The 20,469-nt window shown below is 64.1% G+C and carries 16 protein-coding genes; 5 read left to right on the plus strand and 11 right to left on the minus strand.

Features of this window, described 5'->3' with window-relative positions; genetic code table 11:
* Positions 1-56: 56 nt before the first annotated feature.
* The 3 genes from ACYOEI_RS04620 to ACYOEI_RS04630 are packed head-to-tail and all read left to right on the plus strand — an operon-like array spanning position 57 to position 3,002.
* On the plus strand, positions 57-845 hold the full coding sequence (locus tag ACYOEI_RS04620; RefSeq protein WP_462848147.1) for a response regulator: 789 nt from the start codon (positions 57-59) through the stop codon (positions 843-845).
* A gap of 49 nt (positions 846-894) precedes the next feature.
* Positions 895-1,806 carry a hypothetical protein gene (locus ACYOEI_RS04625; protein WP_462848148.1) on the plus strand — a complete coding sequence of 304 codons (912 nt, stop codon included), beginning with the start codon at positions 895-897 and terminating at the stop codon, positions 1,804-1,806.
* Positions 1,803-3,002 carry a FliM/FliN family flagellar motor switch protein gene (locus tag ACYOEI_RS04630; RefSeq protein ID WP_462848149.1) on the plus strand — a complete coding sequence of 400 codons (1,200 nt, stop codon included), beginning with the start codon at positions 1,803-1,805 and terminating at the stop codon, positions 3,000-3,002. The genes ACYOEI_RS04625 and ACYOEI_RS04630 overlap by 4 nt, the downstream gene beginning before the upstream one ends.
* A 231-nt stretch (positions 3,003-3,233) precedes the next feature.
* Here the strand turns inward: ACYOEI_RS04630 and ACYOEI_RS04635 are convergent, their stop codons facing one another.
* Positions 3,234-4,700, minus strand: coding sequence for a hypothetical protein (locus ACYOEI_RS04635; RefSeq protein WP_462848150.1), 1,467 nt, complete (start codon positions 4,698-4,700; stop codon positions 3,234-3,236).
* Positions 4,701-4,877: 177 nt separating this feature from the next.
* On the opposite strand from ACYOEI_RS04635, the gene ACYOEI_RS04640 reads away from it, so the two are divergent.
* Positions 4,878-6,302: an MFS transporter gene (locus ACYOEI_RS04640; protein WP_462848151.1), complete on the plus strand. Its 1,425-nt coding sequence runs from the start codon at positions 4,878-4,880 to the stop codon at positions 6,300-6,302.
* Positions 6,303-6,513: 211 nt separating this feature from the next.
* On the opposite strand, the gene ACYOEI_RS04645 is transcribed toward ACYOEI_RS04640, so the two are convergent.
* The 3 genes from ACYOEI_RS04645 to ACYOEI_RS04655 form a co-directional block, all read right to left on the minus strand.
* Entirely contained in the window at positions 6,514-7,827 is a 1,314-nt protein-coding gene (locus tag ACYOEI_RS04645; protein ID WP_462848152.1) for a polysaccharide biosynthesis/export family protein, read from the minus strand.
* A 366-nt stretch (positions 7,828-8,193) separates the two neighbouring features.
* Entirely contained in the window at positions 8,194-8,991 is a 798-nt protein-coding gene (locus ACYOEI_RS04650) for a glucosamine-6-phosphate deaminase (RefSeq protein WP_462848153.1), read from the minus strand.
* 108 nt (positions 8,992-9,099) lie between these two features.
* Positions 9,100-9,309 carry a hypothetical protein gene (locus ACYOEI_RS04655; protein ID WP_462848154.1) on the minus strand — a complete coding sequence of 70 codons (210 nt, stop codon included), beginning with the start codon at positions 9,307-9,309 and terminating at the stop codon, positions 9,100-9,102.
* 326 nt (positions 9,310-9,635) lie between these two features.
* Between ACYOEI_RS04655 and ACYOEI_RS04660 the strand changes: the two genes are divergently transcribed.
* Complete coding sequence (locus tag ACYOEI_RS04660; RefSeq protein WP_462848155.1) at positions 9,636-10,406, plus strand: cytidylate kinase-like family protein; 771 nt, start codon at positions 9,636-9,638, stop codon at positions 10,404-10,406.
* Positions 10,407-10,463: 57 nt separating this feature from the next.
* Here the strand turns inward: ACYOEI_RS04660 and ACYOEI_RS04665 are convergent, their stop codons facing one another.
* The 7 genes from ACYOEI_RS04665 to lpxB form a co-directional block, all read right to left on the minus strand.
* Positions 10,464-11,369, minus strand: a complete 906-nt coding sequence (locus tag ACYOEI_RS04665) for an LpxI family protein (protein ID WP_462848156.1) — start codon at positions 11,367-11,369, stop codon at positions 10,464-10,466.
* Positions 11,370-11,484: 115 nt separating this feature from the next.
* Positions 11,485-12,564: a UDP-3-O-(3-hydroxymyristoyl)glucosamine N-acyltransferase gene (lpxD, locus tag ACYOEI_RS04670; RefSeq protein ID WP_462848157.1), complete on the minus strand. Its 1,080-nt coding sequence runs from the start codon at positions 12,562-12,564 to the stop codon at positions 11,485-11,487.
* 218 nt (positions 12,565-12,782) lie between these two features.
* Complete coding sequence (locus tag ACYOEI_RS04675) at positions 12,783-13,496, minus strand: HAD-IA family hydrolase (protein WP_462848158.1); 714 nt, start codon at positions 13,494-13,496, stop codon at positions 12,783-12,785.
* A 462-nt stretch (positions 13,497-13,958) separates the two neighbouring features.
* Positions 13,959-15,020, minus strand: a complete 1,062-nt coding sequence (gene tsaD, locus ACYOEI_RS04680) for a tRNA (adenosine(37)-N6)-threonylcarbamoyltransferase complex transferase subunit TsaD (RefSeq protein WP_462848159.1) — start codon at positions 15,018-15,020, stop codon at positions 13,959-13,961.
* Between the two features lie 85 nt (positions 15,021-15,105).
* Positions 15,106-16,623 carry a S41 family peptidase gene (locus tag ACYOEI_RS04685; RefSeq protein ID WP_462848160.1) on the minus strand — a complete coding sequence of 506 codons (1,518 nt, stop codon included), beginning with the start codon at positions 16,621-16,623 and terminating at the stop codon, positions 15,106-15,108.
* A gap of 212 nt (positions 16,624-16,835) precedes the next feature.
* Positions 16,836-18,929, minus strand: a complete 2,094-nt coding sequence (locus ACYOEI_RS04690) for a thioredoxin domain-containing protein (protein WP_462848161.1) — start codon at positions 18,927-18,929, stop codon at positions 16,836-16,838.
* A gap of 310 nt (positions 18,930-19,239) precedes the next feature.
* On the minus strand, positions 19,240-20,460 hold the full coding sequence (gene lpxB / locus ACYOEI_RS04695) for a lipid-A-disaccharide synthase (RefSeq protein WP_462848163.1): 1,221 nt from the start codon (positions 20,458-20,460) through the stop codon (positions 19,240-19,242).
* Positions 20,461-20,469: the final 9 nt, after the last annotated feature.

Genomic DNA, 20,469 nt, shown 5'->3' on the forward strand with positions numbered 1-20,469 from the left:
CGATCGCCGAACATGGCCCGCGGGCCGAGACCGAATCGAAATTGAGGGCCGAGCCGATGCCAACTGCACTGATCGTCGAGGACGAACCGGAGGCCAACCTCCTCCTGGCGATGCTCGTCCAACTTCGCGGCTATCGGACCGTCTCGGCGTTCACCGGGGGCGAAGCTCTGGAGAAAGTCCGCCATCAGGCCCCGGACATCGTCTTCCTCGACCTCATGCTCCCGGACATCAACGGGTACGAAGTCTGCCGCTCGCTCAAGACCAAGCGTGACACAAGCCTGATCCCGGTCGTGATGGTGACCGCTCGCATCGCCGCCGAGAACCGGATCCAGAGCTTCCGCGTCGGGGCCGACGACTACATCCCGAAGCCCTATACGCCCGACCAGATCTACCAGGCGATGGACGACGCCGACGCCTGGAGACGCGACGTCGAAGGCCCTTCCGCCGACGGCGAGATCCTCCTGAAGTCGCACGACGACGGCGAGTCGTTACGTCAGATCGCCCAGTTGCGGAGCCTCCTCTTCGCCAAGACACCGCTCGACCTCGAAACGGTCGGCCGAATCGGCTCGGTCCTCGCCGAGATCAGCAGCGAAGCCGGCTCCTGGGGACGTGACAACGACATCCAGCTCGTGGCCACGATCGATTATCGGCTCGAGACCGACCGGATCATCCTCACCCTCCGCGAGTCGGCGGACTGGCTTAAGGACAGCCTCCTACTCCGGGAAGGACGTCGGTCGCGCTGGCACTCCGAAACGCCCTTCGACGAGATCGTCGAGCAAGCCTCCGATGGCCGAGTCGCCTTCCTCAAGCGTTTCCCGGTCGCCGAGAGCGCGACACCCGAATGATGGGGCTCGAGCGGCCTCGGGCCCTTCCGGAGACGGAGCACCCTCACCGATGAGGCCCGCCGAGCCCTTGACTATCGCCGACCAGGCCCTCCTCTCGGCGCTCGATGCCTGGGGAGGTGCGGATGACCCCCGCTTCTGGGCGGTCATGGGCCGAGCCAGGGCCGACCTGCTCCGCAAACGGCGGAATTCCGACGTTCGTCGATCCCCGGATTCGGCACGCGAACGGTTGCGACTCGAGCACACAGCGGCCACCCGGCCTGATCCTCGCCGAGTGCACCCTAGTTGGTGGGTTCGGGCACTCAAGGACGAGTCCCCCGCGGTTCGTCGAGCCGTCGCCGCCCATGTCCCCGCCGGTCTGCTCGGCCCCGGCCTTTCGATGAGTCCCTCGGACCTCGCCACGGATCGCGCACCGTTGCCGGAGGCAATCCGATGCGCCTTGGTGCTATGGACGGAGCGTCTCGTCGGCGACATCGCCGATCGCCCCGACGACCCGTTAATCATCCAGGCGTTGACCCGGCTTGGATTGCGCGACATCCTCCGATTGGCTCGCAACGCCGGACTGGCCAAGTTGTCCGCTGCCGGAGTGAAGCCGCCGAAGCTTCGTGCGAGGGACCGCGAGCGATATAGCTATTTCCAGGCGTTTCTCAGAAGTTCGGGCCCGACACTCGGCCAGCTCGCCGCGAACGACGTCAAACGAGGACGCCCCACGGAGCGGCATCCGGAAAGCCGACTTGGCCTGCTGACGATCGCACGACTCCTGAGACCCTGCGAACCCTATCGATCCCGCTGGGCTCTCCAGCACCTCCCCTATGACGTCGCCAAATCCGTCCGCAGCCTCGTCAAGACGGCCCCCCTGCAGGAGGCCTCCTGGCTTTCCTGCGAGGCCGAGATCTTGCAGGCCTCCTGGGAACGTCTCAAAGCGGAAGGGCGAATCGAACCGGATTTTGGAGCCGTCTCGTGAATCGAGAAGTGAAGGGAGCGGATATCTCGGACGACCTGGACGACATCGGCCTACCTTCAACGGACGCCGATCCGCTCGGTTCCCTGCCGCGACTCGACGCCCGCCAGGTTCGGTTCCTTGAGCGTCTGACTCGACTTGACGCCCTCCCGATCCGACTCCCGGAAGACCTGAACTCAGCGATCGAGCCGGTCGGGCCATTTGAAGTCCTCTGGCGTCCTTCCGGGCTAGGTCGACCCGGCTTCATTGCCCAACTCGCGTGGCCGAAGCTCGGGACCAGGATCGGGCTTGGGCTGGATACCCCGATCGCCCACGCGTTGGTGGACCGACTCTTGGGGTTCGAAAGGCGAGACGCGGAGGGACGACTGCAGCTCTCACCGGTCGAGTGGGGGATCCTGACTTATCTCGTCGCCCGAGGACTGACTCAGCTCGAGCAGGCTCCCAGCCCTTTCGGGAGTTGGGACCTGACGATCGACCGGGCCGGTCCCGACCCGTTCGACGTGACCGGCCTGGGCCAGATCATCACGCTCCGCCAAACGGTCCGGATCGGGACGCTGGCCGGCTCGGTTCGGGTCTGGATTCCCGAGTCGGTGGCACTGCGTTGGCTCTCGGCCGAGCCCCCTCCCCTGCCCTCCACCCTCGACCTCAGGGCCCAGGCTTACGGCGACCTGACCGGCGTCTGGAGGGCGCGTGCCGGCACGATCACGATGCCTCGTGGACTCGTGAGACTTCGCGAGGGCAACGTCCTCCCCTTGTCGGGATCGAGCTTGCTGGGCACCCCCAAGGATCCGAAGGGCCAGGTCCTCCTCGTCCTCGAGACCGGAAGAGAGGGCACATTCCGTATCGCGGCCGAACCGGTGCCGAATACAGGAGGCCGCCGCCTCACCCTGACCGACGTCGCTCAACACATCCCCACCCCTCGAGAGGCCCTCGACGTGAACCCTCCCACCGACTCCGCCACCACTCCCGGTTCGGGGACCGCATCGCCCGACGTCCCGGTCACCTTGGTCGTCGAACTCGGCCGCCTCAACCTCTCGCTCCGACGCCTCGCCGACCTGAAGCCCGGCGACGTCGTGGAGCTCGGTCGACATTCCCGCGAACCGATCGAGTTGACCTCCGGCGGCCGCCTCGTCGCCCGCGGCGAGCTCGTCCAAATCGACACAGAGCTCGGCGTCCGCGTCACGAACGTGTTTCTTTGAGACGCTCACGAATGCGGTGTGGCCCGGAGCAAATGACGTCCGGAACGCAGCGATATATCGGCGAAGCCGAGATCTTACAAGCCCGAAGCGCAAGCGAGTGAATTGCTTTATTTGGGATGCAAACAATTCACTCCCTTGCGCTTCGGGCTTGTATCCGACCGCCCTCCACCAATCGCCGGATCTTCATATCAAATTAATTTACATGTTGTCAATATCAAATTAAATACTTTCCTAAATCGGGTAGACGACCTGGATCGTCGCCTGCAGGGCAAGCGTTTGGATCCCCATCAATCCCACCGTCGTCCCGAGTGTTTTCGGCCCGGCCCCCAGGCGTTCGAGCCCGACTCCTGCAGCGAGGAGTAACGCGGGCATCATCGGGATCCACAAGCGGCCGACTTCGCTGAGGTTCTTCCCACTCAGGGTGAGGAACGCGAGGGTTCCCAGCGTCGCCCAGGTCGCGACGGGGATCTTTCGTGAGTGGGCAGCCAGTGCCACAAACGCCCATACCGAGGTTGGAAGGCCGAGCCCGATCATGAGCTCGATCGGGTTGGCGACGGCCCAGGCGAGGTACGATCGCGGATACTCGAGATAAAAGCGGCCATGATTCTTCTGGTTCCACCACCAGACCACGAACGGGTTGGCCCCCGTAACGGCCCACGCCATGACGGTCGGGAGGAGAAAGCCCAAGCCGGTCGCGGCGACGAGCCCGGCCCTCCACCCGAGGTCGAGTCCCGACGTCGCGAGGAGGATGATTCCGACGATCAATCCCACCGGCAAGAACGCCAGGGTGAAGCCCATGCCGATCGCCAGGACGAGACCTGCTCCAAAAGCCAACCCGATCGCTCGGTTACGTGACGTGCGACCCGCGTAAGCCGCCATCGTCATCGCCGTCGCGGCGAGGAATGGGAAGGCGGTGTCGGACGCGGGGTGGAAGAGGATCGTCGAGGGGACGACGGGCCAGAGGGCGGCCGCCGACCAGGCTGCCGTCGGAGATAGACTTGCCCGGGCGAGGAGGTAGATCGGCACGACGGTCGTCGCACACGCCAAGAGCGTCAGTAACCCCGTCAACGCGAGCGCGGCACGGTCGGGGCGTTGGGGAGGTCCGAGGATCCGGAAGCTCGCGTCGATCGAGGGGGGCAGGCCGTCCAGGATGAATCTCGCGACGTCCGGATGATCATCCATCTCGGCCAACAGGCCATATTCGAGGAGGAAGAGCCCGGGAGGGTGGGTGCCGATGTGGAGCGCATCCTGGCGCTTGATCCATTCGGGGAATTCCGCCAAGAAGCGCCAGGGGTCGCGGATTTGCTGGCGGGCGACCGTATAATAGCCGCTCGAACCGGGCGAGCTGAGCGCCAGGGCCCACTTGCTGAGGCCGTAGCCCTCCGGGGCTCCCGACGGGACGGTCGCCTGGGCGAGAATCGAAGCGAGCCAGAGGCCGATGAGGACCGCACACTCGCGAACTCGCGTCGGCTCCTTTCCGAGCAGCCGGAGCCCGAACCCGGCAAGCCCGGCGTAGGTCGCGACGGCGACCATTCCAATCAGTAGGTCAAGATAAGTGGGGGCGATCCCCCGAGGGAGTCGGAGCCACTCCCACTCGCCTCGGACGCCCAGAGGGAAGACCCCCTTGCAGAGGGCGAAGGCGAGTGCGGCGACCAGGACGGACTGGACCACCATGACGGACGCGAAAACGAAGCGCATCGAGTCGATCCCCGGCCGGCGAATTCTCTCGAGGACGATTGCGGCAATGCCCCAAACAACATGTTATCTTCGAGCGGAGCCGTCCTCGGTAGCCCAGAACATCCCATAAGCCGTGCGAGGACGGTCGCCGGACCGGCCGATTCGCCCGCCCTATTGCCCGCCGCGGAGACCAGCCTGATGCACGTCGAGAGTTTGCAGACCCCTCCCGGACCTTCCGACGTCGACAAAGGCCCCTGGTATCAAGATCTCACCGGTTATCACTGGTTCGTCCTGATCGTCGCCTCCCTGGGCTGGCTCTTCGACACGATGGACCAGCAGCTCTTCAACCTCGCACGCAAGCCCGCGATCACGGCCCTGCTGCACGTCTCGGCCAGCGACAAGTCCATGGCGGGTAAGATCAACGAATATGCCGGCCTGACGACGATGATCTTCATGCTGGGTTGGGCGGTCGGGGGACTCTTCTTCGGCGTCCTCGGCGATCGCATCGGCCGGGCCAAGACCATGATGATGACCATCCTACTCTACTCGGCCTTCACCGGGTTGAGTGCCCTGTCGGTGGGCGTCTGGGACTTCGCATTCTACCGGTTCTTGACGGGACTCGGAGTTGGCGGCGAATTCGCGGTCGGGGTCGCACTGGTCGCAGAGGTCATGCCCGACCGCGCCCGCCCCTTCGCGCTCGGGTTGCTCCAGGCCCTCTCGGCCGTCGGCAACATGCTCGCGGCCTGCATCAGCATCGCGTTGGGGGAACTCGAACGGATGCAGATGATCGGCGAATCCTGGCGCACGATGTTCGTGATCGGCGTGGTCCCCGCCATCCTCGCCATCCCGATCTTCCGGAAGCTCAAGGAGCCCGATCGCTGGAAAGCCGCCATGGCCAAGCGGTCGGAGGACGCCGAAGATTCGATCGCCGGCGCCGGGCCCAGGCCCGGTTCGATCGGCGAGCTCTTCGGCGACCCCCGTTGGCGTTGGAACACATCGGTAGGGATGCTCCTGGCCTTTTCCGGCGTGGTCGGGCTCTGGGGGATCGGATTCTTCAGCCCCGACCTGACACGCTCGGTCTTCCGCAAGACCTACGAAGCCCAGGGGCTCTCCGAGGCCGAGATCGCGGGCAAGCTTACCTGGCTCACGGGCTGGGTCTTCCTCCTCCAGAACTTCGGCGCCTTTTGGGGCATCTACGCGTTCAGCCGGATCACCCACCACCTTGGGAGGAAGCCGACGTTCGCGATCTCCTTCGTCCTCGCGATGGCGTCGACCGCGTTCACGTTCCTGTTCGTCGGGCGCATCACGGGCTTCTGGGATCCGTGGTGGATGTTCCCGATCATGGGCTTCTGCCAGCTCTCCCTCTTCGGCGGCTACTCGATCTACCTGCCCGAGCTCTTCCCGACTCGACTGCGGAGCACCGGGACCTCGTTCTGCTACAACGTCGGCCGCTTCGTCGCCGCCCCCGGCCCCCTGGTCCTCGGGTTACTCACCAGCCGGGTCTTCTCGGGCTATGACGAGCCTATGCGATATGCCGGCCTGACGATGTGCTCGGTCTTCCTCATCGGCTTGCTGGCGGTCCCCTTCGCCCCTGAAACTCGGGGCAAACCCCTTCCGGAATGAGCCCACCGTCGACGAGATTCGCCCCTCCGAGCCTGCTCGGAGGGGCGAATCGAGGCACCACGCTCAGCGCATCACGTCGAGATTCCTCGATAGTTCCTCGCCCTGGACCAGGTTGTCGTCAACTCATGGCCTCGGGAAGAGCCTCCGAGTCGTCGCTCTCACCAAGAGCTGGTAACGCGAGAGGATGAACGCCGAGTGACCCTCGTGACATTCACTTCTTCTCAACGGTTGCGGGCGGGTTCAACTGACGGATCAGGAGTTCGCGGAAAGAGGCCTCGTCCATCTTGACGCCATCGGGCGTGGAAGCGGCTTTCCACCAGAGCTCGGTCCAGTCCTTGATGAGCTTTTCACGTTGCTGATTCGTGAGAGGTGGGGCGCCGGGGGTCAGGTCGGAGAGCCCCTTGAGCGAGCTTACCATGAAGGCATACTGGAGCATGCTATTGACGACGGTCTGGGAGGCCGCGGCCAGTCGATCGATCTCGATGGTCTTCTGCACGACCTCATTCCGCCCGACAAAGAGCCGGTCACCGGGAAAGATTTGATAATTGGTCGCGGTCTGCCCTTCTTCCAGGATCGCTTTGTAGTCGACGGGTAAGACCTTGGCGGGCCTCCCGGGCCGGGCCGGTCGTACGAGTCGGATCGACTTCGGGTCGGCGGTTGAGAACAACCCACCGGCATAGTTCAGGGCATCAAGGACCGTTTCCCTGCCGGTGCACGGCATTCGACCAGGCTGTGCCACGTCACCCTGGACGTAATATCCCTTGCTGTTGTAGGCAACGATCTGGACGGAGACGTTCGCCGAGTCGGCGGGGGCCACGGGTTCGGCCTGGACTTCTTCCTCCTCGACGTACACCTGGCCGGGTTGCAGGAGCATGCCGGGTCGGGAGATGACGACTCCGGGCTCGTTCTCATTGCCTTTCTCTTTGTCATTCACATTCACGTCGATCGTCACCTTGACCGACTCGCCGGCAGGCACTTCTATCGGTTCGGCTTTCGCCTGGACTTGTTCCCGGACCAACTCGGGGACGAATCGAGGGGCCACGGTGGCTCCCGGACCTGGCGGTGGAATGTTGACGACCTTACCTGAAGGTGTGTTGATAATTTCCGGTTCAGGATCCGCCTCCTGACTCGCGAACCGCATCGGCTTCTTCGCCGAGACGCGCGCCCGCATACCCCGGCGAGGCGAATTCGAGAAGGCCGTGGGTTTTGTCGGCTTCTTGGGCTCCTCGATGGCATCAGGTGTGTCAGGGGAGTGAGGAGCTGGGGCCGTCGTTGGATTGCGATAGACCGTCAGACCCAGTGCTTCGTCGGATAGGTGAGCCTTGAGGTGGTCGATGATCCGTACTTTGGCCTCCGTGACCGTCAGCCCCTGGACGGAGACTTCACCGTAGTAGCCGAGGTTGATTTTTCCATTGGGTTGAACCAGCCGATCGCCCGTGATCGGGCGACCAGGCAAGGCTTCAACGACGTCGACGGTGATCAAATCTGGCGCTTCGATGATACTGATACTAGGCAACGGGACCATTGCCCCCTCGTGGGGCGGCGGATCGTCAGGGAGCGGAACCGGGAGGGGTGAATCGCTCTCGCGTGCAGTGTCCGCCGGATTCGGGCGTGACGGCCGCTGCGATGGGGGAGCCGAGAGGGCGCGACTTGTCAGTCCAAGGCCGAATACCAAGGCGACAAGGGAGATGCGCAGGGAAGGGATGCCGATCATCGCTCGGACCTCCTGAGTAGCGACGGTGGGCCAGCGGGGGGTAGCTGGAGCTTATCCTCGATTCAAGTTGTGAGCAAGGGACGAGCCTCCGTGCTCGGTCCGCTTGCCGGTTCTCAAAGTGGATTCTCGAGCCGGCATAACTTTAGCGCTCCGCTCCTGCGAAACGCCACCCTTCGCTCAGAGGACGAGCTTCGCCGACTCGCGATCGAGGTGGAGGACGGCGTTCGGGTGCCGCCGGAGTGCAGAGGCGGGGCACGACTCGGAGATCGGGCCGCGAAGGGTCCCGAGGACGGCCTCGGCCTTGCGCGGGCCGGGAACGACGACCGAGGCGAATGACGCCGAGAGGAGCGCGGGGACGGTCAGGGTAAAGGCGTGGGTCGGGACGTCTTCGATCCGGTCGAAGCAACCGTCGTGGAGTTGCTGCTCGCGGCAGGCCGCGTCGAGTCGGATGACCTTGACCAGGACCGGGTCGAGGAAGTCGGCCACGGGGGGGTCGTTGAATGCGAGGTGGCCGTTCTCACCGATGCCGGCGCAAAGGATGTCGGGCGGTTCGGCGAGGAGCAGACTCTCGTAGTCGAGGCACGCTTGCAAGGGACGTTCGGTGGACTCGCCGGGGATCAGCTTGAGTCGCTCGCCGTCGAGTCCGATAAGGCGGAAGAGCCGTTCTTGCAGATACCGACGGAACGAGGCGCGATGATCCGGCCCCAGACCGAGGTATTCGTCCATGTGGTAACCGAGGGTCTTCGACCAGTCGATACTCGGGCAGGCGACCAGGCTGGCGAGGAACTCGTTCTGGCTGGGTGCCGCGGCGAAGATGAGGTTGGCCCGGCCTCGAGCCGCCTGGCGTTCGGCGATCGCGTTCGCGACCAGGGTTGCTGCGGCCCGGCCCATACTGGCTCGGTCCTCGTGGACGAGCACGCGGAGTTGATCGACAGAAAACTCGGCAACGGGGGGGTGGGGATCAAGGACGCTCATGGACGCGGTTCTCGAAGAAGGCGGAGGTCGGACGGTCGTGGTCGATCCAAGGTAACCGGAATCCTAAGGACGGGCCACGTTCGACCTGCCTCACACCGAATTCCTCGATCAACCCGACGTGACGAGTCGCCGTGGTTGGGCTGGACCGTCTCGGAGCTCGGCACAGAGGCGCTGGCACTCGACGAGGTCGACCATCAAGGATTCAGTCAGGAACGTCTCGGTCGGACCTTCGCCGGCCCACTGGAGTTGTTCGTGACAGCGGTTCATGTGCTCGAGCAGGTCCTTCATCCACAGGAGGGTATTTCGCCGATTTTTCATCGGGGGAAGGTTCCTTCGTTCCTTGAGTCTCGAACAACCCGTGTGGGACGTCCGCGGGATTCATTCCCGACGGCCTCGGGCGTTGACGTTAGAATTGTTAAGGCAAAGTGCGTGCCAGCCCTCTCCACGTTCGCTTTTGGTGGTCCTGAAGTGGTTCCAGGGATGAAACTTGAGGAAAAACCGACGGATTTCCGGTCTCCCCTCTCGGGTTGATTCCGTTGTAAGGGTTACAGAGCCGGCGGCCCCCTCGAGACCGCGTCTTTCCTTTCGACAATCGAGGCTCTAGACTGGTGATTGAGCCGTCCGATCGGAGGAGAATCTCAACGATGTCGTCCGAACCATGGTCGACGACCGAAGCGGATGACCCCGGAGGATTTCGGGCGTGGCCGGGTGCGCTCGCACGCTGGTTCTTCGGCCGAAGGGCCGAGCGCCACGAGTTGGCGAACACGTCGATGCAGATCGCGAGGTTTCGAACGGTCTGCATCAGCCGGGAATCCGGAGCCGGGGGGGGCACGATTGGCAGGTTGGTCGGGAGGAGGCTCGACTGGAAGGTCTACGACCACGAGATCCTCGAGGCCATCGCCACCCGCATGGAGGTGACGACCGACGAGGTGCGTGCCTTTGACGAACTGGCGCCGAGCGTGGTGCAGGACTGGATCCTGCCCCTCCGTGAAGAGCACTACGCTCCGCAAGAAGCCTATCTGGACCACCTCGCGAAGCTCGTCGATGCGATCGGGCGGGCGGGCGATTCCATCATCGTCGGGCGAGGCGCGAACTTCCTGCTCCCGAGGGAAGAAACCCTCTCCGTTCGAATCGTCGCTCCCCTGAAGGCCCGTGCCGCCAGGCTTTCGGAACGGATGGGCGTGTCAATTCGTACGGCCAGGCGCGCGGCACGTGACCTCGATCGCCGCCGGCTCCAGTTCGATCGCACGATGCACCGGGCCGACTCGGCCGACCCGCACAACTACGACGTGGTCCTCGACTCGCACAGCCTGGGGCTCGAGATCGCCGCCGAGGTCATTTTCCGGGCCATCAAGGCCGGCCAGCCTGCCGTGGAGAAGCCCATCGAACGCGATCGCCCCACCGGTGCCGCGTGATCACACGCGATGCGGCGGGGCGTCGATAGGGCCTACGGGGCGCCCGGACTTGGACTATCAGGACCTGGCGTCGGAGTCGGGCAGCGCGACGATCGTCAGCCCGTAGCGATCGGCGAGCGCCACGACTTCGGGCTGATCGATGACGATGGTCTTGTTCGCCTCGATCGCGAGGACACGGGCCTTGGCCTTGTGAAGGCCTTCGATCGTCGACGTACCGATCGTGGGGACGTCGAATCGCATGTCTTGCTGCGGCTTGGCGACTTTGACGAGCGTCCAACCACCGGACTTGCAGAGATTCCCCGCGCGCTCGATGCAGCGGTCGGTTCCCTCGATGGCCTCGATGGCCAGGGCGGCCCGTTCCTTGACCGCGACAGATTGGCCGACATCAAGCCGTCCCATCTCCTTGGCCAGTCGCCAGCCGAACTCGATATCCTTCTGCTCCGAGGCCGTCGGGGAACGGCGAGTGAGAATCCCTTCGTTCACGAGGAGCTCCGGGCAATAATCCAGGGCCGATGCGAATGTCATCCCGTCGCGCTCGAACTCGGCGATCACCGAGAGAAGGATCGAATCATCCCGTTTATCGGCGCGACAGGTGTAATACCACATCCGGATCATCCGGAAGTCGGGCCAGAGTTGAACGAACCGCCAAGGCGTGTACATCACGTTCTTCGTGACTTTCCCCGCCATGACGATCTGACTGGCCCCCTGCCGGCGGAACGAGCGAATCATGCCGCCGAGCTTCGACACGCCGATCGTCTCGAACGTGGTGCAAAGGCTGCGAAGCTCATCAGAAGCTTCGTAGCGGATGCCCACGCACGCGACGTCGAATCCCTGACGCCTCGCGGCTTCCGCAAAAAGGATCGGGAATCGGCCGCTCCCGGCGAGGAGCCCGATCGTCGTCCGGCTCGAACCCTTGGGACGACCCAGCCCGAGGCCGGCGCGTTTGAAAGAGAGAGCGGACATCGGACGAGAACCCCGAAAAAAGACGGACTCAACCCTTGATCCCGATTTCCGGCCTCGGCGCACGACCCATGTGAGGTCGCGCCGTAATCACCAAGGCCCCGCTTGTCGTCGACGTTCAGAATCCGGTCGGATCCTCGTCCGGCGCCTCGCCAGGAGGCAAAGCTGACGAGAGCAAGGCAACCTGGGCTGCGAGCTCGCGGAGTTGCCGGTGCATGTCCGGCAACCGGGCGATCATCTGGAACACCCGGCGCTGCTCGCGAACCGGGATCGCGGGCGAGCCGAGGACCTGCTGCCCAGCAACGATGTTGCGATGGACACCGGCCTGGGCACCGACGACCACGCGCTCACCGATCTCGGTGTTGTCCTTGATCCCCGCCTGGCCGGCCATCACGACGTAGTCGCCGGTCTTGCAGCTCCCGGCAATGCCGACCTGGCCGCAGAGGAGGTTGTGGCGACCGATCTGATTGTTGTGGCCGATCATGACGAGGTTGTCGATCTTCGAGCCCTCGCCGATGCGGGTCGCTTCAAAGGTTGCACGGTCGACCGTGCAATTGGAACCGATCTCGACGTCATCCCCGACTTCGACCCGACCCGTCTGGGGCACCTTGACGTGCTTCCCGTCGATCAGTCGGTAGCCGAAGCCATCGCCGCCGAGGACGGTCCCGGCATGGACCTCGACGCGCTCGCCCAATGTCACCTCTCTATAGAGGACGACATGGGGATGCAGCACCGAGTCGTTGCCGACCTTGCACCGATCGCCGACGACGACGCTGGGGTGCAGCGTGACGCCGTCGCCGATCTCGGCTTCATCCCCCACGTAGACGAACGGGTAGATGGCGACATTCGCGCCGATCTTCGCCGTGGGAGCGACCCAGGCCTGGGGATGGATGCCGGTCCATCTCGGCTTCTCGGCTCCGCTCAGGTGCGAGCGGACGGCGAGGAACGCGGAGATCGGGTCATCGACCTCGATCACGGGCAGTGCCGAACTGGCGGCCGCCTTCTTGAAGTGGGGGCCGACGATCGCGGCCGATGCCGGCGAGGTCCGCAGCATCTTGGCATATCGCTCGTTCTCGATGAACGTGATATCCCCCGGTCCCGCCTCGCCCACAGGGCGTGCGGAATGGATGGAGATGCTACCGTCGCCCACGAGTCGGCCCCGGACCAGGGCCGCGAGCTGTTCCACCGTTGCGACCACGTGCGACTTCCTTTCTTCCTTGAAAGGAATGGACGGGAACCGGAAACTGGCGGGGTAGGCCCCGGTCCGGCAAACCAACCGAATCGACTTGCGTTCGGCTTGGCGGTCGGAGCGGATCGTAATCCAAAGCCCGAGGCTCGGCAAGCCGAGTCATCCCCTGGCCGTGTTATCGGTCCGACGGGGCGCCCTTCCCCAATCCGTTGCCTGCAAACTTGGGCTCAACCTCGCCATCCCGCCACCAAGACCCTCAAATCCGGAATCCTCGGAATCGCTTCGTCCTTCGGGATTTCCGTCCCCCGACGATCCAACCAAACCGAGCGAAGCCCCGCTCTGGACGCGCCGAGCACATCATTCTCGAGGTCGTCTCCTACGGAGAGGATCGCTCCCGGTGGAAGCGCGAGGCTCTTGCAAACCGCTCGGTAAAACTCCGGGTGGGGTTTTCGATATCCAAGCTCCGACGAGATCAATGGAGGGGCCGCCTCGTGCGCGAGCTCGGGTAGGCCCTCGATGATCTTCCGGAGTCGAGAGTCGAAATTCGAACCGATCCGATACGGCAACCCCAGCGACCGCAAGAACTCCAGAAGCGGCTCGACGTCGGGATAGCAGCGCCAGGATTCGTGACGCCCGAAGTGCTCCCAGAGCTCCTCGAACGCCCGTTCGAGGTCGGGGACTTCGACCAACACATTTCCGACGACCCGGCGCCAGCGGCGCCGCTCGATTACTTCGTCGGTCGCCAGCGGGCCTCGAGCCTCGTCGACTTCATCCTCGCCGAGATGACGGAGAAATCGGCCTCGAATCGTCTCGCGATCGAGCGTCACACCCTGGCGACGCGCGGCCTCGCCATACACCTCGGCCACCGATGGCGAAGGCTCGATTAAGGTCCCGACCGCGTCGAGGACGATACCTCGGATACCGTCCCATGCCGTTCGCATTTCCATCGCTCCAGGACTCTCCGTCTGGTCTGGGTATCGAGGACGATCTCCTCGTGTCTCCCCGATCGGGCGATGGCGAGACCGGGAGCCGAAGGGCCTCGGTCACGAACCTAGGGCATGAGAGCGGTCGATCTCGCAGAGGAAGAAGGAACTCCTCATCGCCCCGCATGACGCGCCACCTCGCACGACGGATAATCTTCCATGATCGATACCAGGCTCCATCCCCCTCAAACCGACCGGACCAACCCCGGCCGAACGGTCCCCGTCTCCCAGATCCGAGCCCTCGACCGTCGCCAGAATCTGGACACACAACAGAGGACGTTCCAGGGGCCCCACCAGGTTCCCAAGACGCCGAAGCGATTCCCTCCGTCATAATCGTCGACCCCGAACCGGCATCCCCCATCACCTGCGAATTCGAACGAATGGCCACGACCCTCACTCTCCGGGGTCGAAGCCGACGAATTACTGCGGCGGACGGACCAACCCGGCCGTGACATCGATCTCGAGGTCGGCCGTCTGGCCGGCCGCGAGCTTCGCCAGGGCGATTCCGGCCATCGCCGCGTTGTCGGTGCAAAGCGACAGTGGTGGAATCGACAGCTCCACACCCATTAACTCTGCCATTTCGCTGATCCGATCGCGGAATCGAGCGTTGGCGGCCACCCCGCCGCCGACGCTCAGGCGACGCATCCCGGTCCGCTCGAGGGCCTGACGAGTCTTGCCGACCAGGACGTCGACGGCCGCTTCCTGGAAGCTGGCGGCGAGATCCGAGACGAGTTGCGACGAAGGAGGTTCCCCGTCCGCGCGACCATCCTGGCCACGCAACGCATAAAGGACCGCCGTCTTCAGCCCGGAGAAGCTGAAGGCCAATCGTTCGTCACGCAGGAATGGACGGGGCAAGGCGAAGGCTTTCCGGTTACCCGTCCACGCCTTGCGTTCGATCTGGGGACCGCCCGGATACCCGAGCCCGAGCAGGCTGGCGACCTTGTCGAACGCTTCGCCCGCGGCGTCGTCGATCGTCCCGCCCAGGAACTCGGCGTCGATCGGCCCTCGGCACTGAAAGAGGCTCGTATGGCCGCCCGAGACGACTAGGCCCAGGCACGGGTAGATCGTCCGTTCCGGATAGGCGAGCTGGCAGGCGTAGAGGTGACCTTCGAGGTGGTCGACGGCCACCAAAGGGACGTCGAGCGCAAACGCAAGAGCCTTGGCCGCCGTGAGGCCGACGACGAGGGCACCGACCAGACCCGGTCGAGTCGCCACGGCGATGGCCCCGACATCCTCGAGTGAGACCGCGGCCCTTCGGAGCGCCTCGTCGATGACGGGGAGGAGCTGTCGCACGTGCGCCCGCGAGGCGATCTCGGGGACCACGCCGCCGTAGCGGACGTGCAAATCGATCTGCGACGAGACGACGCTCGAAAGGACCTTCGGCACGCCGACCTCGGGGGGGCGTGGGCCTTCGAGCACGGCCGCCGCGGTTTCGTCGCACGTCGTCTCGATCGCGAGGAAGACCAGGCGGCCTTCAGCCATCGACATCCTCAGGAGAAAAACAAGGACCGGCCCCCGAGGGGACCGGTCCGAGAAGTGAGTCATAGAGAGGAGGGACGGCCCCGCCTCATTTCTTCGCGACGGGAGCCGCGAGCTTTTCCTTGATCACGTCGAGGGCCTTGTTGAGCTGCCGGTCGACGAACGGCCGATTCGCCCGTTCTTTCTCCGGGTCATCCTCACGAACCTTCGGCCCGTCGCCATTCTCCTTCTTCGCATCCTCGGCCAGGGCGTCGGTCTTCTCGGCCTTCGACGACGCGTCGGCCTTCGGTTCTGGCTTGGCGTCTTCGGCCTTTTTCTCTTCCGGCTTGGCGTCTTCGGCCTTCTTCTCTTCCGGCTTGGCGTCCTTGACCTCCTGCGGCTTCGCCTTCTTCTTCCCCACGGTCACGAGGTCGCGGTCACGCCGGGAGAGGAACCAGTTGGCATACTGCTGGGGCGAGAGCTTGATCTCGAGCCCTTCGTTCGGCGAAACACCCCACTCGTCGCTCGGCTTGGCGTTCTTGAAGCGGTGGATATTCTTGCCCGACGGCCGCTGGTAGGTCGCGACGGTGAGCTTGAGGACGCTGTTGCCGTCCTCGAGGTCGATGATGTTCTGGACCGAGCCTTTGCCGTAGGATCGCTCGCCGATGACGACCGCACGCTTGTGGTCCTGGAGGCAGGCGGAGACGATCTCGGCCGCCGAGGCCGAGTTTTGATTGACGAGGATGACCATCGGGAAATCCTCGTAGGTCCCTTCCTTCTGGGCCTCGTAGGTTTTGCCGACCGTGTTCCGTCCCTTGGTGCTGACGATCAAGCCCTCATCGACAAACAGGTCCGAAATCTCGACGGCGGCGCCGAGCAGGCCGCCCGGGTTGTCGCGAAGGTCGAGGACGAGGGCCTTCATCCCTTCCGACTTGAGTTGCGTCAGGGCACGCTTCAGCTCTTCGGTCGTGTTCTGGATGAAGCTCGAGATCCGGATGTAGCCGATCTTCTTTTCCTTATCGAGCATGAAGTCCCACTGATCGTCGGGCTTCCTCGAGTCGCCCAGGACGCTGGGGACGTCGATGATGGCCCTCGAGATCGTGAGAGTCTCGGCCTTCTCATCCCCTTCGTGGAGGACCAGGAGCTTGACGCTTGTGCCGGGACGCCCCGTGAGCACTTCCACGGCTTTATCGGCCGTCATACCCTCGGTCGACTGACCGTCGATATCCATGATCAGGTCGCCGGCCAGCACACCCGCTTCGTAGGCCGGGGTCCCGACCATTGGGGCGATCACCTTGAGACGATTGGCGTCCGAGTCCATTCCGACCTGGATGCCGATACCGCCGAATCTCCCCTCGATCTGCCGCTTGAACTGCTTCCACTCGGACGTGTTGATGAACGACGAGTGGGGGTCGAGGTTCGAGAGCATGCCCTTCAGGGCACTCTCGAGGAGCTCCCGACGATTGACGGGCCGGACGTAGTTGGATTCCACCTGCTCGACGGCATCCACGAAGATGCCGTAGAGCTCCATCATCTCATCCTTCGGCTTCGCCGCCTCAGTCGCCTGCCAACAGAACAGCGAGACCGCACCGACCATGGCAATCGCGTAGAGATTCCAACGCGGCATGAGATGAGGCCCTCCTACGGCCGTGGACTCGTGAATCGCGAACGGGACGGACCGACGTTTCCGGTAGGGGGGAAGAGGCGTCCGCGCCGGATGTCTTGTCCTTACTTTAGTCAATAGTCGTGCGGCGTGACAAGCGTGGAACGCTTGCCAGAAAACCGCGGAACTCCTCTATGACGTCTTGTCTTCGTCCGAGACGGACCGGCCTTTGCCGATCACGCCTTTCTCGCCAGGTCGGAGAGGGCGGAGACGACGCCGGAGACGCCCGTCACGGGGGCCTTGCAGGCGAATCGCTCGCAAACATACGTGGTTGTTTGACCATCAAGGGACGGTCGATCGGCCAGGAGGGGAATCGGCGCTCGCGACTCGAGCCTGTTCGATGGAATAGACGGGGCCACGACCTTGTGCGGGAGGAAAGGCGAATAGACCGCGTCGAGGACGGACTGAAACTCCTCCGGATCCGCTCCGGCGACCACGGCGAATTCGCGAGGTGCGGCGAGGTCGAAGTCGAGGGCCACCAGGCTCTGGCCCATCGCCATGGGCGCTTTCATCAGATAAACCTGCACGGCTTCGAGGACCTGCCCCCCTGCCCTGGTTAGATCGTCGCGGCCCGTCAGGGCGCCGAGGCGCAAGAGCGCCGTTGCCGCCATCGCGTTCCCCGACGGAGTCGCGTTGTCTTGAAAGTCCTTCTGCCGGGCGATCAACGCCTCATGGCTCTTCCCCGTATAGAAGAAGCAGCCTCCGTCGTGATCTCGAAATTCTTCGATCATGACCCCCGCGAGTGACAACGCTTCGTCCAGCCAACGTGCCTCGCCCGACACCTCATACAGGCGAGTCAGGCCGTCGATCAGATTGGCATAGTCGTCGAGATAGGCGTTGAACCGGGACTGTCGGTCTTTGTGAGAATGGAGCAACCGCCCGTCCTCGGTTCGCATCCGATCGAGCAGGAACGTGGCGGCCCGACGCGCGGCGTCGAGATAGCGCCGCTCCTTCAGGATCCGCGATCCTTCCGCCAACGGGGCGATCATGAGCCCGTTCCACGAGGTGAGGACCTTGGTGTCCTTCCCGGGAGGGACTCGTCGCTCGCGAGCCTCGAGGAGAATGGCCCGATCCTCGGCCAGTTGGGCCCGCAACCCATCCTCGTCGCGTCCCAGGAGCTTCGCGGCCTGGCCGAGCGTCTTGGGGAGGTTGAGGATGGTCTTGCCTTCCCAGTTGCCCCGTTCGGTCACGTCATAGACATAAGCGAACGCCTTGGATCGTTCGCCGCCGAGAACTTCGCGAATCTCGTCGAGGGTCCAGACGTAGAACTTCCCCTCCTCGCCTTCGCTGTCGGCGTCCTCGGTCGAGAAGATCTCGCCGTCAGGGCCCGTCATCCGGAGGAGGACATAGTCCATCGTCTCTCGGGCAACGCGGGCAAACTCGGGGTCGCGCGTGACCTGATAGGCCTCGAGATAGACGGTCGAGAGGAGCGCATTGTCGTAGAGCATCTTCTCAAAATGCGGCACGAGCCAGCGCTCATCCGTCGAGTAACGCGCGAAACCGCCCCCGAGATGGTCATAGAGCCCGCCCCTGGCCATCTTGTCGAGGCTGTTCTTAGCCATCTGGAGGGCGTGATCATCCCCAGTCCGGGCATACTGACGGAGCAGGACCCTCAGGTCCATCGGGTGCGGGAATTTGGGCGCGGACCCGAAACCGCCATGAATCCTGTCGTACGACCGGGCAAGCCCGCGAGCGGCTTGGTCCAGGAGGCTGACTTCCAACCCTCCGGTCGCGGGCGGTGGCGTCCCCATCAGGCGGATCCGCTCGGTCAAGTCGTTTGCCGACTTGACAATCTCATCTCGCCTCTCGTCCCAGGCGTTGTGGACGCCCAGCAGGACCCGCGGAAATCCCGGCATCCCGCGCGAGTCCGTTGGAGGGTAATACGTTCCCCCATAGAACGGCTGGAGGTCGGGCGTGAGGAACACCGACATCGGCCATCCGCCGTGGTCGGTCATCGCCTGAACGGCCGCCATGTAGATCTGGTCGAGGTCCGGTCGTTCCTCGCGATCGACCTTAATATTGATGAAATGCTCATTCATCAACGCGGCGATCTCGGGATTCTCGAACGTCTCGTGCTCCATCACATGGCACCAGTGACAGGCCGAGTAGCCGACCGAGAGAAAAATCGGCTTCCCCTCCGCCCTCGCCCGGTCGAGCGCCTCCGATCCCCAAGGGTACCAGTCGACCGGGTTATATCGGTGCTGGAGCAGATACGGACTGGTCTCCCCGGCGAGACGGTTCGTGGGACGTTCGACGTTGGGGGCGTTCATGTGGCTGACTCATTGCCGATCTTAGTGGAGGGACGATCCGTCCCGCATCGGGCCCTGTCGCCAGGATTATGGCACGCCAGCCAAGCGCCTGTCACGGGACCTCCGCACGTATTGCCGACTCGAGCGACCCTCCCCAGGACACATGCGGGCGGCAAGATCAGCTAATACGTTTACGAGGGAGCCGAAACCCGTTTTCTTCTTCAAAGCCGGGTTTCTGCCGCAGTCGACGCCTTCCAGCTCCAAGAGACGCCACCTCCGACCGTCTCAAGAAAACTGCCGGCAGGAGACGTCTGGAATTTCGAGGTCGCCCTCAATGGGTCGAGGGCTCGATCCCCTCTCGTCGCGAGCTCGTACGAGTCGTGTGGACGCCACGATAGGATCCCGACTTCGCGTCCTCGGCCGCGACCACCTCGACGATACGTTGAGCGGCCCGATCCGACGCACCAGGCTCGGCCACGCGGTCGCGTAGGGCCTTCAGGGCGGAAACGGTCTTCTCACGAGCCGAGGGATCTTCGAGCCAAGTGCGGGCCCACTTCGCCAGGTCGCCCGAGACGTCCTCGGGGGTGAGGTATTCGGGCATGACCTCGGCGTCGGCCAGGAGGTTGACGAGGCTGATGTACTTCGTCTTGATGAACTGCCTGGCCACGAACAGGTCGAAGTGCCGGATCTTGTAAAGGACGACGGAGGGCAAGGCCTCGACCATCAGCTCGAGGCCCACGGAACCGGAGACGGCCCAGGCCACGTCGGCCAGTCGGATCAACTCGGGAGTCCGCGCCGCGTGAACGACCAGGGGCAGGTTGACCCCTTCCGCCTCGATGATCTCGACGGCCATGGCCCGATGACGTTGATGGAGGCACGCGACCGAGAAGCGAACGTCGGGGCGAGTCTGGGACAGCTTCGCCGCGGCACGGAGCATGGTCGGGAGGTTCTTGGTCACCTCCTGCGTCCGGGATCCGGGCAGGATCGCGACGAGGGGACCTCCTCGCAGCCGTTCCTCGGCGAGAAATGCCTCATCGAGGGTACGTTCCGCGAGTTCGTCGAAGTAGGGATGGCCGATGTAAACCGCCCCCGGCACGCCCCTCGCGTGATACCAGGCGGGCTCGAACGGGAGGGTACACAAGACGTGGTCGACGTACTTGCGGACCTTCTTGACGCGCCAACCGGCCCACGCCCAGATCTGGGGCGGGACGAAGTAAACCACCGGGATCTGCCGGGCCTTGGCGCGCCAGGCGACCCACCAGTGGAATCCAGGGTAGTCGATCAGCACGACCACATCGGGTCGTTCGTTCTCGAAGACCTGGTCGGCCTTGTAGAGCAGCCAGAAGAACTTCGGGAGGTTCAGGAGAACCCTCCCGAACCACATGACCGCGAGCTCGACCAGCGGATAGACGAGCGTCGCCCCGGCGTTCTTCATGAGCTCGCCGCCGAAGCCGACGAATTCGGCGTCCGGCCTGAGCTTGCGGAGGGAGTGGATCAGGTTGGCCGCGTGCAAGTCGCCGCTCGGCTCGCCCGTCGAGATGAAGATTCGCATCGTCCCGGC

The sequence above is a fragment of the Singulisphaera rosea genome (assembly GCF_054877945.1).

Excerpts from the sequence above, each read along its gene's own strand:
- ACYOEI_RS04640 (WP_462848151.1), top strand. The coding sequence starts at position 4,878 with ATGCACGTCGAGAGTTTGCAGACCCCTCCCGGACCTTCCGACGTCGAC.
- ACYOEI_RS04655 (WP_462848154.1), bottom strand. The coding sequence starts at position 9,309 with ATGAAAAATCGGCGAAATACCCTCCTGTGGATGAAGGACCTGCTCGAG.
- lpxB (WP_462848163.1), bottom strand. The coding sequence starts at position 20,460 with ATGCGAATCTTCATCTCGACGGGCGAGCCGAGCGGCGACTTGCACGCG.
- ACYOEI_RS04685 (WP_462848160.1), bottom strand. The coding sequence starts at position 16,623 with ATGCCGCGTTGGAATCTCTACGCGATTGCCATGGTCGGTGCGGTCTCG.
- ACYOEI_RS04620 (WP_462848147.1), top strand. The coding sequence starts at position 57 with ATGCCAACTGCACTGATCGTCGAGGACGAACCGGAGGCCAACCTCCTC.
- ACYOEI_RS04650 (WP_462848153.1), bottom strand. The coding sequence starts at position 8,991 with ATGAGCGTCCTTGATCCCCACCCCCCCGTTGCCGAGTTTTCTGTCGAT.
- ACYOEI_RS04660 (WP_462848155.1), top strand. The coding sequence starts at position 9,636 with ATGTCGTCCGAACCATGGTCGACGACCGAAGCGGATGACCCCGGAGGA.
- ACYOEI_RS04635 (WP_462848150.1), bottom strand. The coding sequence starts at position 4,700 with ATGCGCTTCGTTTTCGCGTCCGTCATGGTGGTCCAGTCCGTCCTGGTC.
- ACYOEI_RS04690 (WP_462848161.1), bottom strand. The coding sequence starts at position 18,929 with ATGAACGCCCCCAACGTCGAACGTCCCACGAACCGTCTCGCCGGGGAG.
- ACYOEI_RS04625 (WP_462848148.1), top strand. The coding sequence starts at position 895 with ATGAGGCCCGCCGAGCCCTTGACTATCGCCGACCAGGCCCTCCTCTCG.
- tsaD (WP_462848159.1), bottom strand. The coding sequence starts at position 15,020 with ATGGCTGAAGGCCGCCTGGTCTTCCTCGCGATCGAGACGACGTGCGAC.
- ACYOEI_RS04645 (WP_462848152.1), bottom strand. The coding sequence starts at position 7,827 with ATGGTCCCGTTGCCTAGTATCAGTATCATCGAAGCGCCAGATTTGATC.
- ACYOEI_RS04665 (WP_462848156.1), bottom strand. The coding sequence starts at position 11,369 with ATGTCCGCTCTCTCTTTCAAACGCGCCGGCCTCGGGCTGGGTCGTCCC.
- ACYOEI_RS04675 (WP_462848158.1), bottom strand. The coding sequence starts at position 13,496 with ATGCGAACGGCATGGGACGGTATCCGAGGTATCGTCCTCGACGCGGTC.